This is a genomic window from Massilia sp. PAMC28688 (assembly GCF_019443445.1).
Taxonomy (GTDB): domain Bacteria; phylum Pseudomonadota; class Gammaproteobacteria; order Burkholderiales; family Burkholderiaceae_D; genus Telluria_A.
In genome coordinates, this window is record NZ_CP080378.1 from 149,473 (window position 1) to 169,470 (window position 19,998).

At 60.1% G+C, this 19,998-nt stretch carries 1 protein-coding gene; it reads left to right on the forward strand.

The features are described from left to right. Positions 1–32: 32 nt before the first annotated feature. Complete coding sequence (locus KY495_RS00620; RefSeq protein WP_219881863.1) at positions 33–19,907, forward strand: VCBS domain-containing protein; 19,875 nt, start codon at positions 33–35, stop codon at positions 19,905–19,907. Positions 19,908–19,998 lie beyond the last annotated feature (91 nt).

Here is a 19,998-nt window from a genome sequence, read left to right on the forward strand (position 1 = left end):
GGAGTATCTCGTCATCCGTTTGGAGCTACATCATGGCAACCGCAGGTAACCTTATCGGTAAAGTAACTGTTCTCGCTGGCCACGCCACGGCCCGCAGCCTTGATGGCGCCGTCCGGGAACTGAAGCTTGGCGATCCCGTCTTTGAAGGCGACGTGATCACCACCGATGCGGGTGGCAAAGTCGAAATTGCATTCGACGGCGGGCGCAATTACGTCATTGGCGGCAGCGAGACCGTGACGCTGGACGGCCAGGTGTTCGATCCGGCAGGCGTGGAGGCACGCGACGCTGCGCTTCTGCCGGCGCGGGGAGAACTGGGACCGGTCACCGATGCCATCATCAATGGTAACGGCAGCCTCGACGCCCTGCTGGAAGAAACCGCAGCCGGCGTCAATGGCGGTGGCGGCGACGACAACGGCAGCTCGTTTGTCGAACTGGCCCGCGTCCAGGAAGACGTCACGCCGGTCGACAACCAGACCACGCCAATTGCCACCGATACCGAGCCGGTCTTCCGCACCTACAACGGCAGCACCGAAAGCGTTGCCACCATCAGCGTGGACCTGCCAGACACCATCGCGCCCGACGGGGCAAGCGGCATCGTCATCACCGGCACGACCGGCGGCATCCCGGCAGGGAGCGCCGTGTCGATCCGCGTTAGCGACGGCGATCCGGCCACGCCCGATGTGACCATTACCGCCATCACCGATGCCGATGGACGCTTCAGCGTTACCGCCGACCTCTCAAGTCTGTCCCGCGGCGCCCTGACCGTGAGCGCCTCCGTGGGCGACGTGACGGCCAGCGACGTAGCCACCAAGCTCAATGCCGCACCAGCGCCTCAGGGCGACACGCTGCTGGTGGTGGAAGATACGGCGCTGACCATCAGCCCTGCTACCTTGCTCGGCAACGACAGCGATGCCGACGGAGATGCCTTGAGCATCAGCAGCGTCCAGGGCGCGGTCAATGGCAGCGTCGCGCTGGTTAATGGCAATGCAGTGTTTACTCCGGCGGCCAACTACCACGGGCCGGCCTCGTTCACCTACACCGTCGCCGACGGCCAGGGTGGCAGCAGCACGGCGAGCGTGACTCTGGCGATCAGCGCGGTCAACGACGCGCCGGACGCGACACCCGATGCGATCGATGCCAGCGAAGACACGCCCGTGACCATCGCGCCTGCTGCCCTTCTTGGCAACGACAGCGATGCAGATGGCGACTCCCTGACGATCGTCAGCGTGCAGCAGCCGGTCAACGGATCGGTCGCCCTGGTCAACGGCAGTGTGGTCTTCACGCCGGCTCCCAACTTCAGCGGCGCAGCTTCGTTTGCTTACACGGTCAGTGACAGCCGGGGTGGAAGCACGACCGCCACCGCCATCGTCAATGTCGCATCGGTCAATGATGCACCACTTGCCACGGGCGACGTGGTTAGCGCGACCGAAGACACCCCTTTGACGATATCGCCGGCAACGCTCCTTGGAAATGACAGTGATGCCGAAGGCGGCCCGCTGGTCATCGTGAGCGTGCAGGACGCGGCCAATGGCAGTGTCGCACTGGTCAACGGGAATGTGGTCTTTACGCCGGCACCTGACTATACGGGACCGGCTTCGTTCTCGTACACCGTCACGGATGCCGAGGGCGCCAGCTCCACGGCCATCGTGAGCCTGAACGTGGCAGGTGTGAATGACGCCGCCGTCATCACCCCGGGCGCGGTCACGCTGACGGAATCCGATGCGCCCCTGCGCGCAACCGGCACGCTGGCCATCAGCGATGTCGACAGCCCGGCCGGTTTCGTGGCAGCGGCCAGCAGTGGAAACTACGGCACCCTCACCATCGACGCCGCAGGCAACTGGGAGTACGTCACCAGCAAGGCCAATAATGACTTTGTGGGCGACGCGGTTTATGTCGAGCAGTTCACGGTATTGAGCGCCGACGGCACGGCCAGCACGGTTACGGTCAACATCATTGGCACCAACGACGCTGCTGTCATCACCGCTGCCACCGCCACTGCCGCCGAAACCGACGCGCCGGTCGTGCTCACAGGTCAGCTGTTTATTTCCGACGTCGACAGCGCTGCCACGTTTGCGCCAGCAAGCACTGTTGGCAAATATGGCACCCTTGACGTTGACGCAGATGGCAAGTGGAGCTTCACGGCCAGCTCCGCGCATGACGCCTTTGAAGCCGGCAAGACCTACACCGATGTTTTCACCGTAACCAGCGCCGACGGCACCACGAGCACCGTGACCATCGATATCCTGGGCACGAACGATGCTGCTGTAATCTCTGCTGCCACCGGGGCTGCAACCGAAACTGACGCGCCCGTGGTGATCACCGGTCAAATGGCAATTTCCGACGTGGACAGCGCCGCCTCGTTCGCGGCAGCGAGCACCGTCGGCAAATACGGAACCCTTCAGATCGACGCCGACGGCAAGTGGACTTTCACTGCCAGCTCGGCCCACGATGCCTTCGAAGCCGGCAAGACCTACACCGAAGTCTTCACAGTGACCAGTGCAGATGGTACGACCAGCACCGTGACCATCGACATTCTGGGCACCAACGATGCTGCAGTCATCACTGCCAGCACCGGCTCGGCCATCGAAACTGATGCTCCCGTAGTGGTCACCGGCCAGATGGCCATTACTGATGTCGACAGCGCCACTACGTTTGCGCCAGCAAGCACGGTAGGCAAATACGGCACTCTCGACATCGACGCCGATGGCAAATGGACCTTCACCGCCAGCTCGGCCCACGATGCCTTTGAAGCCGGCCAGACTTACACTGACGAATTCACCGTCGCCAGTGCCGATGGCACGACCGGCACCGTCACCATCGATATCCTGGGCACCAACGATGCCGCAGTCATCACTGCATCTTCGGGTTCTGCTACCGAGACCAATGCTCCGGTTGTCGTGACCGGTCAGATAGTCATTACTGATGTCGACAGCGCCATCACCTTCACCGCTGGCAGCACCGTCGGCAAGTACGGCACCCTCGAAATGAACAGCAGCGGCAGCTGGACCTTTACGGCCAGCTCCGCACACGATGCCTTCGAAGCCGGCAGGACCTACACCGACGTCTTCACAGTGACCAGTGCAGATGGTACGACCAGCACCGTGACCATCGACATCCTGGGCACCAACGATGCTGCAGTCATCACTGCCAGCACCGGTTCGGCCACCGAAACAGATGCTCCCGTAGTAGTCACCGGCCAAATAGCCATTACTGATGTCGACAGCGCCACTACGTTTGCGCCAGCAAGCACGGTAGGCAAATACGGCACTCTCGACATCGACGCCGATGGCAGATGGACCTTCACCGCCAGCTCGGCCCACGATGCCTTTGAAGCCGGCCAGACGTACACTGACGAATTCACCGTCGCCAGTGCCGATGGAACGACCAGCACTGTTACCATCGATATCCTGGGCACCAACGATGCTGCAGTCATTACTGCCAGTACCGGTTCGGCTACCGAGAGCGATACTCCAGTAGTTGTTAGCGGCCAGATAGCCATCACTGACGTCGACAGCGCAATCACCTTTGCCGCTGGCAGCACCGTCGGCAAGTACGGCACCCTGGAAATGAACAGCAACGGCAGCTGGACCTTTACGGCCAGCTCCGCACACGATGCCTTCGAAGCCGGCAAGACCTACACCGACGTCTTCACCGTGACCAGCGCTGACGGCACCACGAGTACCGTGACCATCGACATCCTGGGCACCAACGATGCCGCAGTCATCACCGCCAGCACCGGTTCGGCCATCGAAACTGATGCTCCCGTAGTGGTCACCGGCCAGATGGCCATTACTGATGTCGACAGCGCCACTACGTTTGCGCCAGCAAGCACGGTAGGCAAATACGGCACTCTCGACATCGACGCAGATGGCAAATGGACCTTCACCGCCAGCTCGGCCCACGATGCCTTTGAAGCCAGCCAGACCTACACTGACGAATTCACCGTCGTCAGTGCAGATGGCACCACCAGCACTGTTACCATCGATATCCTGGGCACCAACGATGCCGCAGTCATCACTGCATCTTCGGGTTCTGCTACCGAGACCAATGCTCCAGTTGTCGTGACCGGTCAGATAGTCATTACTGATGTCGACAGCGCAATCACCTTTGCCGCTGGCAGCACCGTCGGCAAGTACGGCACCCTGGAAATGAACAGCAACGGCAGCTGGACCTTTACGGCCAGCTCGGCCCACGATGCCTTCGAAGCCGGCAAGACCTACACCGAAGTCTTCACAGTGACCAGTGCCGATGGCACGACCAGCACCGTCACCATCGATATCCTGGGCACCAACGATGCCGCAGTCATTACTGCCAGCACCGGTTCGGCGACCGAGAGCGATACTCCTGTAGTTGTTACCGGCCAGATAGCCATCACTGACGTCGACAGTGCAGTCACTTTTGCCGCTGGCAGCACCGTCGGCACGTACGGCACCCTGGAAATGAACAGCAACGGCAGCTGGACCTTTACGGCCAACTCCGCACACGATGCCTTCGAAGCCGGCAAGACCTACACCGACGTCTTCACCGTGACCAGCGCTGACGGCACCACGAATACCGTGACCATCGACATCCTGGGCACCAACGATGCCGCAGTCATCACTGCCAGCACCGGTTCGGCCATCGAAACTGATGCTCCCGTAGTGGTCACCGGCCAGATGGCCATTACTGATGTCGACAGCGCCACTACGTTTGCGCCAGCAAGCACGGTAGGCAAATACGGCACTCTCGACATCGACGCAGATGGCAAATGGACCTTCACCGCCAGCTCGGCCCACGATGCCTTTGAAGCCGGCCAGACTTACACTGACGAATTCACCGTCGCCAGTGCCGATGGCACCACCAGCACTGTTACCATCGATATCCTGGGCACCAACGATGCCGCAGTCATTACTGCCAGCACCGGTTCAGCCACCGAGACCGATGCTCCAGCAGTCATCACCGGCCAGATCGCCATTACAGATGTCGACAGCGCAATCACCTTCGCCGCTGGCAGCACGGTCGGCAAGTACGGCACCCTGGAGATGAACAGCAACGGCAGCTGGACTTTCACGGCCAGCTCCGCACACGATGCCTTCGAAGCGGGCCAGACTTACACTGACGAATTCACCGTCGCCAGTGCCGATGGCACGACCGGCACCGTGACCATCGACATTCTGGGCACCAACGATGCGGCAGTCATCACTGCCAGCACCGGCTTGGCCACTGAGACCGATGCTCCAGTGGTCGTCACCGGTCAGATGGCCATCACTGACGTCGACAGTGCAGTCACTTTTGCCGCTGGCAGCACCGTCGGCACGTACGGCACCCTGGAAATGAACAGCAACGGCAGCTGGACCTTTACGGCCAGCTCCGCACACGATGCCTTCGAAGCCGGCAAGACCTACACCGAAGTCTTCACAGTGACCAGTGCAGATGGTACTGCCAGCACCGTGACCATCGACATCCTGGGCACCAACGATGCTGCAGTCATCACTGCCAGCACCGGTTCGGCCACCGAAACAGATGCTCCAGTAGTCGTCACCGGTCAAATGGTCATGACTGATGTCGACAGCGCCACAACGTTTGCGCCAGCAAGCACGGTCGGCAAATACGGCACTCTTGACATCGCCGCCGATGGTAAATGGACTTTCACTGCCAGCTCGGCTCACGCTGCATTCGAAGCCGGCCAGACTTACACTGACGAATTCACCGTCGCCAGTGCCGATGGCACGACCAGCACCGTCACCATCAGCATCCTTGGAACCAACGATGCTGCAGTCATTACTGCCAGCACCGGTTCGGCCACCGAGACCGATGCTCCAGTTGTCATCACCGGCCAGATGGCAATTACAGACGTCGACAGCGCCACTACGTTTGCGCCAGCAAGCACCGTCGGGAAATACGGCACCCTCGACATCGACGCCGATGGCAAGTGGACTTTCACTGCCAGCTCGGCCCACGATGCCTTCGAAGCGGGCCAGACCTACACCGATGAATTCACCGTTGCCAGTGCCGATGGAACAACCAGCACCGTCACAATCAGCATCCTGGGGACCAACGATGCTGCTGTAATTACTGCTGCCACCGGGGCTGCACCGGAAACTGATGCACCCGTGGTGATCACCGGTCAAATGGCAATTTCCGACGTCGACAGCGCCATCACGTTTGCGCCAGCAAGCACCGTCGGCCAATACGGCACCCTCGACGTCGACGCCGACGGGAAGTGGACCTTCACGGCCAGCTCGGCCCACGATGCCTTCGAAGCGGGCCAGACTTACACCGACGAATTCACCGTCGTCAGTGCCGATGGCACGACCAGCACCGTCACCATCAACATCCTGGGAACCAACGATGCTGCTGTAATCACTGCTGCCACCGGGGCAACAACGGAAACTGATGCACCCGTGCTGATCACCGGTCAAATGGCAATTTCCGACGTCGACAGCGCCACCACGTTTGCGCCAGCAAGCACCGTCGGCCAATACGGCACCCTCGACATCGACGCCGATGGGAAGTGGACTTTTACTGCCGGCTCGGCCCACGATGCCTTCGAAGCCGGCAAGACCTATACCGACCAATTCACCGTTGCTAGTGCCGATGGAACGACCAGCACCGTCACGATTAGCATCCTGGGCACAAATGATGCGGCCGTCATTACGGCAGCTACTGAAAACCTGAGCGAAACCGATACTGCCATTGTCGTATCCGGCAAGATGGTAATTGCCGACGTGGACAGCGCCACGACATTCATGCCTGGCGAGACAACTGGCAAGTACGGCTCCCTCACCATGCAAACGAATGGGACCTGGACCTACACTGCCAGTTCCGCCCACGATGCTTTCGTTGAGGGCGAAGTCTATGTTGACAAATTCTCAGTTACCAGCGCCGACGGCACTACCAGCACTGTCACCATTAACATTCTGGGTACAGCTGACGCCGCCATCATCAAGGCTGCGACTGCGAACCTTACCGAAACCGATCAAGTCCTGACCACGGCCGGAAAGATGGTCATCACCGATATGGACAGTGACGTCACGTTCATCAGCGGCGATTCGGTAGGCAAGTATGGCGCGCTGCGAATGGAAGCTGATGGCTCCTGGACTTATACTGCCAGTTCGGCTCACGATGCCTTCGAAAGTGGCAAGTCTTACGTCGATCAGTTCACTGTTACGAGTGCAGACGGCACCACCAGTACCGTAACTATTAACATTCTGGGCAGCAACGATGCTGCAGTTATCACTGCCAGCATCGGTTCGGCAACTGAGACAGATGCGCCGGTGGTCGTCACCGGGCAGATTGTCATTACCGATGTCGACAGCGCCACTACGTTTACCGCTGGCAGCACCGCCGGCAAGTACGGTACCCTGGAAATGAACAGCAACGGTAGCTGGACCTTCACGGCCAGCTCCGCACACGATGCCTTTGAAGCTGGCAAGACCTATACTGATGTCTTCACTGTCACCAGCGCCGATGGTACAACCAGCACCGTCACCATCAATATCCTGGGCACCAACGATGCCGCCGCCATCACGGCATCTTCCGGCTCTGCCACCGAGAGCGATACTCCAGTTGTCGTGACCGGTCAGATGGTCATCACTGACGTCGACAGCCCCACTACGTTCACCGCTGGCAGCACCGTCGGCAAGTACGGCACGCTGGAGATGAACAGCAACGGCAGCTGGACCTTTACGGCCAGCTCAGCACACGACGGCTTCGAAGCTGGCAAGACCTACACCGACGTTTTCACCGTGACCAGCGCTGACGGCACCACGAGCACCGTGATTATCGACATCCTAGGCACCAACGATGCTGCTGTCATCTCTGCTGCCACCGGGGCTGCAACCGAAACTGACGCGCCCGTGGTGATCACCGGTCAAATGGCAATTTCCGACGTGGACAGCGCCGCCTCGTTCGCGGCAGCGAGCACCATCGGCAAATACGGAACCCTTCAGATCGACGCCGACGGCAAGTGGACTTTCACTGCCAGCTCGGCCCACGATGCCTTCGAAGTGGGCCAGACCTACACTGAAGAATTCACCATCACCAGCGCGGACGGCACATCCAGCACGCTCACGATCAGCATCCTGGGCACCAACGATGCTGCACTCATCACCGCGTCTTCTGGTTCCGCCACCGAGAGCGATATTCCAGTTGTCGTGACCGGTCAGATGGTCATCACTGACGTCGACAGCGCCACTACGTTTGCCGCTGGCAGCACCGTCGGCAAGTACGGCACGCTCGAAATGAACAGCAACGGCAGCTGGACCTTTACGGCCAGCTCCGCACACGATGCATTCGAAGCTGACAAGACGTATACCGATGTCTTCACTGTCACGAGCGCAGATGGCACGACCAGCACTGTGACCATTGACATCCTTGGCACCAACGATGCCGCAGTCATCACTGCGTCTTCTGGTTCCGCCACCGAGAGCGATGTTCCAGTAGTTGTTACCGGCCAAATCGCCATTACTGATGTCGACAGCCCCACTACGTTCACCGCTGGTAACACTGTGGGCAACTACGGCACGCTGGAAATGAACAGCGACGGTAGCTGGACCTTCACGGCCAGCTCGGCACACGATGCATTCGAGGCTGGTAAAACCTATACAGACGTCTTCACCGTGATCAGTGCAGATGGCACGACCAGCACCGTGACCATCGACATCCTGGGCACCAACGATGCTGCAGTCATCACTGCCAGCACCAGTTCGGCGACCGAGAGCGATGTCCCAGTAGTTGTTACCGGCCAGATCGCCATTACGGATGTCGACAGCCCCACTACGTTCACCGCTGGTAACACCGTGGGCAAGTACGGCACCCTGGAAATGAACAGCAACGGCAGCTGGACCTTTACGGCCAGCTCCGCACACGATGCCTTCGAAGCTGGCAAGACGTACACCGATGTCTTCACCGTGACCAGCGCGGATGGTACGACCAGCACCGTGACCATCGATATCCTGGGCACCAACGATGCCGCAGTCGTCACTGCGTCTTCTGGTTCCGGCACCGAGAGCGATGTTCCGGTTGTCGTCACCGGGCAGATGGCCATCACCGATGTTGATAGCGCAATCACCTTTGTCGCTGGCAGCACCGTCGGCAAGTACGGCACCCTGGAGATGAACAGCAACGGTAGCTGGGCCTTCACGGCCAGCTCGGCACACGATGCATTCGAAGCTGGCAAGACGTACACCGATGTCTTCACTGTCACGAGCGCAGATGGCACGACCAGCACTGTGACCATTGACATCCTTGGCACCAACGATGCCGCAGTCATCACTGCGTCTTCTGGTTCCGCCACCGAGAGCGATGTTCCAGTAGTTGTTACCGGCCAAATCGCCATTACTGATGTCGACAGCCCCACTACGTTCACCGCTGGTAACACCGTGGGCACCTACGGCACGTTGGAAATCAACAGCGACGGTAGCTGGACCTTCACGACCAGCTCGGCACACGATGCATTCGAGGCTGGCAAAACCTATACAGACGTCTTCACCGTGACCAGTGCAGATGGTACGACCAGCACCGTGACCATCGACATCCTGGGCACCAACGATGCTGCAGTCATCACTGCCAGCACCGGTTCGGCGACCGAGGGCGATGTCCCAGTAGTTGTTACCGGCCAGATCGCCATTACGGATATCGACAGCCCCACTACCTTCACCGCTGGTAACACCGTGGGCAAGTACGGCACGCTCGAAATGAACAGCAACGGCAGCTGGACCTTTACGGCCAGCTCCGCACACGATGCCTTTGAAGCTGGCAAGACGTACACCGATGTCTTCACTGTCACGAGCGCGGATGGCACGACCAGCACTGTGACCATCGATATCCTGGGCACCAACGATGCCGCAGTCATCACTGCGTCTTCTGGTTCCGGCACCGAGAGCGATGTTCCAGTAGTTGTTACCGGCCAGATCGCCATTACCGACATCGACAGTGCAAGCACATTCACCGCTGGCAGCACCGTCGGCAACTACGGCACGCTGGAAATGAACAGCGACGGTAGCTGGACTTTCACGGCCAGCTCCGCACACGATGCCTTTGAAGCTGGCAAGACCTATACAGACGTCTTCACCGTGACCAGCGCGGATGGTACGACCAGCACCGTGACCATCGATATCCTGGGCACTAACGATCCCGCCGTCATCACGGCATCTTCGGGTTCCGCCACCGAGAGCGATGTTTCAGTTGTCGTCACCGGTCAGATCGCCATTGCCGACATCGACAGTGCAATCAACTTTACCGCTGGCAGCACCGTGGGCAAGTACGGCACACTGGAAATCAACAGCAACGGCAGCTGGACCTTTACGGCCAGCTCGGCACACGATGCCTTCGAAGCTGGCAAGACCTACACCGACGTCTTCACTGTCACCAGCGCGGATGGTACGACCAGCACCGTGACCATCGATATCTTGGGCACCAACGATGCTGCAGTCATCACTGCATCTTCGGGTTCCGCCAACGAGAGCGATGCTCCGGTTGTCGTCACCGGGCAGATGGCCATCACCGATGTTGATAGCGCATTCACCTTTGTCGGCGGCAGCACCGTCGGCAAGTACGGCACCCTGGAGATGAACAGCAACGGTAGTTGGGCCTTCACGGCCAGCTCCGCACACGACGCATTCGAAGCTGGCAAGACGTACACCGATGTCTTCACTGTCACGAGCGCAGATGGCACGACCAGCACGGTGACCATCGATATCCTGGGTACCAACGATGCTGCAGTCATCACTGCCAGCACCGGTTCGGCGACCGAGAGCGATGTCGCAGCAGTTGTTACCGGGCAGATCGCCATTACGGATGTCGACAGCCCCGCTACCTTCACCGCTGGCAGCACCGTCGGCCAGTACGGCACCCTGGAGATGAACAGCAACGGTAGCTGGGCCTTCACGGCCAGCTCCGCACACGATGCCTTCGAAGCTGGCAAGACGTATACCGATGTCTTCACTGTCACGAGCGCAGATGGCACGACCAGCACTGTGACCATCGAGATCTTGGGCACCAACGATGCTGCAGTCATCACTGCATCTTCGGGTTCCGCCAACGAGAGCGATGTTCCAGTTGTCGTCACCGGCCAGATCGCCATTACCGACATCGACAGTGCAATCACCTTCACCGCTGGCAGCACCGTCGGCAAGTACGGCACCCTGGAAATGAACAGCAACGGCGGCTGGACCTTTACGGCCAGCTCCGCACACGATGCCTTCGAAGCTGGCAAAACGTACACCGATGTCTTCACCGTGACCAGCGCGGATGGCACGACCAGCACCGTGACCATCGACATCCTGGGCACCAACGATGCTGCAGTCATCACGGCATCTTCTGGTTCCGGCACCGAGAGCGATGTTCCGGTTGTCGTCACCGGGCAGATGGCCATCACCGATGTTGATAGCGCAATCACCTTTGTCGCTGGCAGCACCGTCGGCAAGTACGGCACCCTGGAGATGAACAGCAACGGCAGCTGGGCCTTCACGGCCAGCTCCGCACACGATGCCTTCGAAGCTGGCAAAACGTACACCGATGTCTTCACCGTGACCAGCGCGGATGGCACGACCAGCACCGTGACCATCGACATCCTGGGCACCAACGATGCTGCAGTCATCACTGCCAGCACCAGTTCGGCGACCGAGAGCGATGTCCCAGTAGTTGTTACCGGCCAGATCGCCATTACGGATGTCGACAGCCCCACTACCTTCACCGCTGGTAACACCGTGGGCAAGTACGGCACGCTCGAAATGAACAGCAACGGCAGCTGGACCTTCACGGCCAGCTCCGCACACGATGCCTTTGAAGCTGGCAAGACGTACACCGATGTCTTCACCGTGACAAGCGCTGACGGCAGCACGAGTACTGTGACCATCGATATCCTGGGCACCAACGATGCCGCCGTCATCACGGCATCTTCTGGTTCCGGCACCGAGAGCGATGTTCCAGTTGTCGTCACCGGCCAGATCGCCATTACCGACATCGACAGTGCAAGCACATTCACCGCTGGCAGCACCGTCGGCAAGTACGGCACGCTGGAAATGAACAGCGACGGTAGCTGGACTTTCACGGCCAGCTCCGCACACGATGCCTTTGAAGCTGGCAAGACCTATACAGACGTCTTCACCGTGACCAGCGCGGATGGTACGACCAGCACCGTGACCATCGATATCCTGGGCACTAACGATGCCGCCGTCATCACGGCATCTTCGGGTTCCGCCACCGAGAGCGATGTTTCAGTTGTCGTCACCGGTCAGATCGCCATTGCCGACATCGACAGTGCAATCAACTTTACCGCTGGCAGCACCGTCGGCAAGTACGGCACGCTGGAAATGAACAGCAACGGCAGCTGGACCTTTACGACCAGCTCCGCACACGATGCCTTCGAAGCTGGCAAGACGTACACCGATGTCTTCACCGTGACCAGCGCGGATGGTACGACCAGCACCGTGACCATCGATATCCTGGGCACCAACGATGCTGCAGTCATCACGGCATCTTCTGGTTCCGGCACCGAGAGCGATGTTCCGGTTGTCGTCACCGGGCAGATGGCCATCACCGATGTTGATAGCGCAATCACCTTTGTCGCTGGCAGCACCGTCGGCAAGTACGGCACCCTGGAGATGAACAGCAACGGTAGCTGGGCCTTCACGGCCAGCTCCGCACACGACGCATTCGAAGCTGGCAAGACGTACACCGATGTCTTCACCGTGACCAGCGCTGACGGCACGACCAGCACGGTGACCATCGATATCTTGGGTACCAACGATGCTGCAGTCATCACTGCCAGCACCGGTTCGGCGACCGAGAGCGATGTCGCAGCAGTTGTTACCGGGCAGATCGCCATTACGGATGTCGACAGCCCCACTACCTTCACCGCTGGTAACACCGTGGGCAAGTACGGCACGCTGGAAATGAACAGCAACGGCAGCTGGACCTTTACGGCCAGCTCCGCACACGATGCCTTCGAAGCTGGCAAGACCTACACCGACGTCTTCACTGTCACCAGCGCGGATGGTACGACCAGCACTGTGACCATCGAGATCCTGGGCACCAACGATGCTGCAGTCATCACTGCATCTTCGGGTTCCGCCAACGAGAGCGATGCTCCGGTTGTCGTCACCGGGCAGATGGCCATCACCGATGTTGATAGCGCATTCACCTTTGTCGGCGGCAGCACCGTCGGCAAGTACGGCACCCTGGAGATGAACAGCAACGGTAGTTGGGCCTTCACGGCCAGCTCCGCACACGACGCATTCGAAGCTGGCAAGACGTACACCGATGTCTTCACTGTCACGAGCGCAGATGGCACGACCAGCACGGTGACCATCGATATCCTGGGTACCAACGATGCTGCAGTCATCACTGCCAGCACCGGTTCGGCGACCGAGAGCGATGTCGCAGCAGTTGTTACCGGGCAGATCGCCATTACGGATGTCGACAGCCCCGCTACCTTCACCGCTGGCAGCACCGTCGGCCAGTACGGCACCCTGGAGATGAACAGCAACGGCAGCTGGACCTTTACGGCCAGCTCCGCACACGATGCCTTCGAAGCTGGCAAGACGTACACCGACGTCTTCACTGTCACCAGCGCGGATGGTACGACCAGCACCGTGACCATCGATATCCTGGGCACCAACGATGCTGCAGTCATCACTGCATCTTCGGGTTCCGCCAACGAGAGCGATGCTCCGGTTGTCGTCACCGGGCAGATGGCCAGCACCGATGTTGATAGCGCAATCACCTTTGTCGCTGGCAGCACCGTCGGCAAGTACGGCACCCTGGAGATGAACAGCAACGGTAGCTGGACCTTTACGACCAGCTCCGCACACGATGCCTTCGAAGCTGGCAAGACGTACACCGATGTCTTCACTGTCACGAGCGCAGATGGCACGACCAGCACTGTGACCATTGACATCCTTGGCACCAACGATGCCGCAGTCATCACTGCGTCTTCTGGTTCCGCCACCGAGAGCGATGTTCCAGTAGTTGTTACCGGCCAAATCGCCATTACTGAGGTCGACAGCCCCACTACCTTCACCGCTGGTAACACCGTGGGCAACTACGGCACGTTGGAAATCAACAGCGACGGTAGCTGGACCTTCACGACCAGCTCGGCACACGATGCATTCGAGGCTGGCAAAACCTATACAGACGTCTTCACCGTGACCAGTGCAGATGGTACGACCAGCACCGTGACCATCGACATCCTGGGCACCAACGATGCTGCAGTCATCACTGCCAGCACCGGTTCGGCGACCGAGGGCGATGTCCCAGTAGTTGTTACCGGCCAGATCGCCATTACGGATATCGACAGCCCCACTACCTTCACCGCTGGTAACACCGTGGGCAAGTACGGCACGCTCGAAATGAACAGCAACGGCAGCTGGACCTTTACGGCCAGCTCCGCACACGATGCCTTTGAAGCTGGCAAGACGTACACCGATGTCTTCACTGTCACGAGCGCGGATGGCACGACCAGCACTGTGACCATCGATATCCTGGGCACCAACGATGCCGCAGTCATCACTGCGTCTTCTGGTTCCGGCACCGAGAGCGATGTTCCAGTAGTTGTTACCGGCCAGATCGCCATTACCGACATCGACAGTGCAAGCACATTCACCGCTGGCAGCACCGTCGGCAACTACGGCACGCTGGAAATGAACAGCGACGGTAGCTGGACTTTCACGGCCAGCTCCGCACACGATGCCTTTGAAGCTGGCAAGACCTATACAGACGTCTTCACCGTGACCAGCGCGGATGGTACGACCAGCACCGTGACCATCGATATCCTGGGCACTAACGATCCCGCCGTCATCACGGCATCTTCGGGTTCCGCCACCGAGAGCGATGTTTCAGTTGTCGTCACCGGTCAGATCGCCATTGCCGACATCGACAGTGCAATCAACTTTACCGCTGGCAGCACCGTCGGCAAGTACGGCACGCTGGAAATGAACAGCAACGGCAGCTGGACCTTTACGACCAGCTCCGCACACGATGCCTTCGAAGCTGGCAAGACGTACACCGATGTCTTCACTGTCACGAGCGCAGATGGCACGACCAGCACTGTGACCATTGACATCCTTGGCACCAACGATGCCGCAGTCATCACTGCGTCTCTTGGTTCCGCCACCGAGAGCGATGTTCCAGTAGTTGTTACCGGCCAAATCGCCATTACTGATGTCGACAGCCCCACTACCTTCACCGCTGGTAACACCGTGGGCAAGTACGGCACACTGGAAATCAACAGCAACGGTAGCTGGACCTTCACGGCCAGCTCCGCACACGATGCCTTCGAAGCTGGCAAGACGTACACCGATGTCTTCACCGTGACCAGCGCTGACGGCAGCACGAGTACTGTGTCCATCGATATCCTGGGCACCAACGATGCCGCCGTCATCACGGCATCTTCAGGTTCCGGCACCGAGAGCGATATTCCAGTTGTCGTCACCGGCCAGATCGCCATTACGGATGTCGACAGCCCCACTACCTTCACCGCTGGTAACACCGTGGGCACCTACGGCACGTTGGAAATCAACAGCGACGGTAGCTGGACCTTCACGGCCAGCTCCGCACACGATGCATTCGAGGCTGGCAAAACCTATACAGACGTCTTCACCGTGACCAGTGCAGATGGTACGACCAGCACCGTGACCATCGACATCCTGGGCACCAACGATGCTGCAGTCATCACTGCCAGCACCGGTTCGGCGACCGAGGGCGATGTCCCAGTAGTTGTTACCGGCCAGATCGCCATTACGGATGTCGACAGCCCCACTACCTTCACCGCTGGTAACACCGTGGGCAAGTACGGCACACTGGAAATCAACAGCAACGGCAGCTGGACCTTTACGGCCAGCTCGGCACACGATGCCTTCGAAGCTGGCAAGACCTACACCGACGTCTTCACTGTCACCAGCGCGGATGGTACGACCAGCACCGTGACCATCAACATCCTTGGTACGAACGATGCTGCAGTCATCACCGCGGGCACCGGTTCGGCCAGCGAAACCAACGCGGCACTGGTCATCACGGGCCAGATGGCGATCACGGATGTCGACAGCCCGACCACGTTCGTCCAAACCACGCGGGTCGGCCAGTACGGCTCCCTGGTCATGCAAACCAACGGCAGCTGGACTTTCACGGCCAGTTCCGCGCACGATGCCTTTGAAGCCGGCAAGACCTACACCGACGTCTTCACTGTCACCAGCGCCGATGGCACGACCAGCACCGTGACCATCAACATCCTTGGGACGAACGATGCTGCAGTCATCACCGCGGGCACCGGTTCGGCCAGCGAAACCAACGCGGCACTGGTTATCACCGGCCAGATGGCGATCACGGATGTCGACAGCCCGACTACGTTCGTCCAAACCACGCGGGCCGGCCAGTACGGCTCCCTGGCCATGCAAACCAACGGCAGCTGGACCTTCACCGCAAGTTCCGCGCACGATGCCTTCGAAGCCGGCAAGACCTACACCGACGTCTTCACTGTCACTAGCGCCGATGGCACGACCAGCACAGTAACCATCAACATCCTTGGTACGAACGACGCTGCAGTCATCACCGCGGGCACCGGTTCGGCCAGCGAAACCAACGCGGCACTGGTCATCACCGGCCAGATGGCGATCACGGATGTCGACAGCCCGACTACGTTCGTTCAAACCACGCGGGTCGGTCAATACGGCTCCCTGGTTATGCAAACCAACGGCAGCTGGACTTTTACGGCCAGTTCCGCGCACGATGCCTTCGAAGCCGGCAAGACCTACACCGACGTCTTCACCGTCACCAGCGCCGATGGCACGACCAGCACAGTAACCATCAACATCCTTGGTACGAACGATGCTGCAGTCATCACCGCGGGCACCGGTTCGGCCAGCGAAACCAACGCGGCACTGGTCATCGCCGGCCAGATGGCAATTACGGATGTCGACAGCCCGACTACGTTCGTCCAGACCACGCGGGTCGGCCAGTACGGCTCCCTGGTTATGCAAATCAACGGCAGCTGGACTTTTACGGCCAGTTCCGCGCACGACGCCTTTGAAGCCGGCAAGACCTACACCGACGTCTTCACCGTCACCAGCGCAGATGGCACGACCAGCACCGTGACCATCAACATCCTTGGTACGAACGACGCTGCAGTCATCACCGCGGGCACCGGGTCGGCCAGCGAAACCAATGCAGCGCTGGTCATCACCGGCCAGATGGCGATCACGGATGTCGACAGCCCGACTACGTTCGTCCAAACCACGCGGGTAGGCCAGTACGGCTCCCTGGCCATGCAAACCAACGGCAGCTGGACTTTCACGGCCAGTTCCGCTCACGACGCCTTTGAAGCGGGCAAGACCTACACCGACGTCTTCACCGTCACCAGCTCCGATGGCACAACCAGCACCGTGACCATCAACATCCTCGGCACCAACGATGCTGCGGTCCTGGGCAAGGCGACCGTCACGCTGACCGAAACCAATGCCGTACTGACCACGAACGGCACACTGTCCATCACTGACGTAGATAGCCCCCAGACCTATCAGGCCGGTACCGTAACAGGTACCTACGGCGACCTGACCGTCAACAGCGCTGGCGCATGGAACTACACTTCGAAGAGCGCGTACAACAACCTGGCCGTTGGTCAGACCTATACTGAAACCTTCACGGTCCGCTCGCACGACAATACCCCGACCACGGTCACCATCAATATCGTGGGCAGCAATGACGCCCCGGTAGCTGCCGACGACGCTAACAGCGTCACGGAGGATGCCGCCAGTACCACGCTGAGCGTCTCCGACGCCAATGGCCTGATCCTCAGTACCGGCTTGTCTGCGGGGCGCGATACCGACGTTGACGGCGACACACTCACCATCACCGGCGTGCGCACCGGTACCGAGGCTGGTACCGGTACAGCGGGCGCCGTGGGCAGCGCCCTGTCGGGCGAGTATGGTTCGCTAACCCTCACTGCCGGCGGCGGCTACACCTATGTCCTGCGCAACAGCAGCGCGGCGGTGCAAAACCTGATGGCCGGTGAAACGGGCCTGGACGTGTTCACCTACACCGTCAGTGACGGCAAAGGCGGCTTCGATACGGCCACTCTCACCATTTCGGTCAAGGGCAGCATGGACCAGACGGCCAAGGCAGCCGAGATCACCGCTCTGCCCAATGCGGCCAACGGACTGACCGGTGCGTACTACGGCTACAACGAAACCAGCACCACCAGTGGCCGGATCCACAGCGATGATGGCACTGCCAGGTTCGGCAACCATGGCGTTGCCGGCAATCTCAACTCCGTGGAGGACCTGTACACGATCATCAACGGTCGCAACGTGGCCGCCGGTGGCTTGTCCAATATCGCCGGGTCGGCCGATTCGGCCATCGCCAGCTCGGCCGACGTGACCTTCCTGGCACGCACCCTTGCCTACGGCATCTCACCTACCGTCACCACCGCCCTTGGCAACAACAGCGCCGTGGCAGCCGGTGGTACGCTGCCAGCCGGCGACGGCACCTCGGGCCGTAGCTTGGCCAACTTCCTGAACGAAGACAGCGCCACAGGCAGAGTGCAAACAGGTGCGAGCAACGGCACGGGCAGCTCGGGCCTCGGTGTGACGACCGACGCGGCCATCCGCATGAGCGGCATGTTCTACGTGCAGCCAGGCTTCTATGACTTCCGGGTCTATGCCGACGACGGCTTCCGCCTCAACGTGGCCGGCCAGACGCTGATTGAATTCGACGGCAACCAGGCACCGACCACCCGCGTCTTCAAGAACGTCCAGCTCAAGAACGACGAAGGCGGCCTGCAGGACATCGAACTGCTGTACTGGGAACAAGGCGGCAACGCAGTGCTGCGGATCGAGTATCGCCCAAGCGATTCGACCGGGCCGTTCCAGACACTGTCGCTGTCGAACCTGGCCATGTTCTCCAAGGAAGCCGCGCCGACGCTCGACGACCCGCAGATCCAGGACCTGGTCTACGACAGCAACGCCAGGACCTGGCAGTTGCGCACGGGCTCACGGCTCGATGGCGACGACGTCGGCAATACCCTCACCGGCGGTGCCGGCCGCGATCTTCTGATGGGTAACGGTGGCAATGACGTTCTCTATGGCCTCGGCGGCGCGGACCGGCTCGATGGTGGCGCCGGCGACGACATTCTCGAAGGCGGCGATGGCAACGATCTCCTTATCGGCGGTACCGGTGCCGACACCCTGCGCGGCGGGGCAGGCGACGATATCTATATTATTTCCGACAATTTTGACAGTGTGGTCGAATACGCCGGGGCCGGCAGCGACACCATCGTCATCGATGCCAGTTTCACCAGCGGCACGCTCACCCTGTCGGCCAATATCGAACACGCTTCTGTACAGGGAACCGGAACGATCAACCTGACCGGCAATGCACTGGACAACCGCCTGGAGGGCAATGCGGGCGCCAATACTCTCAACGGTGGCGACGGCAATGACTATCTGATCGGGGGCGGCGGCAACGATACCCTGATCGGTGGCGCCGGTTCCGATATCTTTGCCTGGCGCCTGGCCGACAGGGGCACCGTCGGAGCCGCCGCGTCGGACACCATCACCGGTTTCGAGTACAACGGCGGCTACAGCACCATCGAGTCGACAACGGCCGGCGTGGCGCGCGGTGGCGGCGATGTACTGGACCTGCGCGACCTGCTGCAGGGCGAGCGCACCAGCGCGGGCGATGCCAACGGCACCGCGGCGAACGTCGAGATTTCAAACCTGCTCAATTACATCCACGTAGAGGTGGTCAACGGCAGCACGGTGCTGCACATTAGCGCCAACGGTGGCTTGACCAACACCACAGGCGGTACCGGCGCGGACCAGACCATCACGCTCTCGAACGTCAATCTGTACACCGCAACGGCCATCACCGCGGGCGACGAAACCAGTCTGCTGAAAATGCTGATCAAGATGGGAACGCTGCGGGTCGACTAACACTGGCAGGAAGGGGATGGCCGGTGTCCTCGGGGTCTGCGTGCAAGCGCAGACCCCTTTTTTTTCGATACGCGAAGGCTCGGCGCGTTGG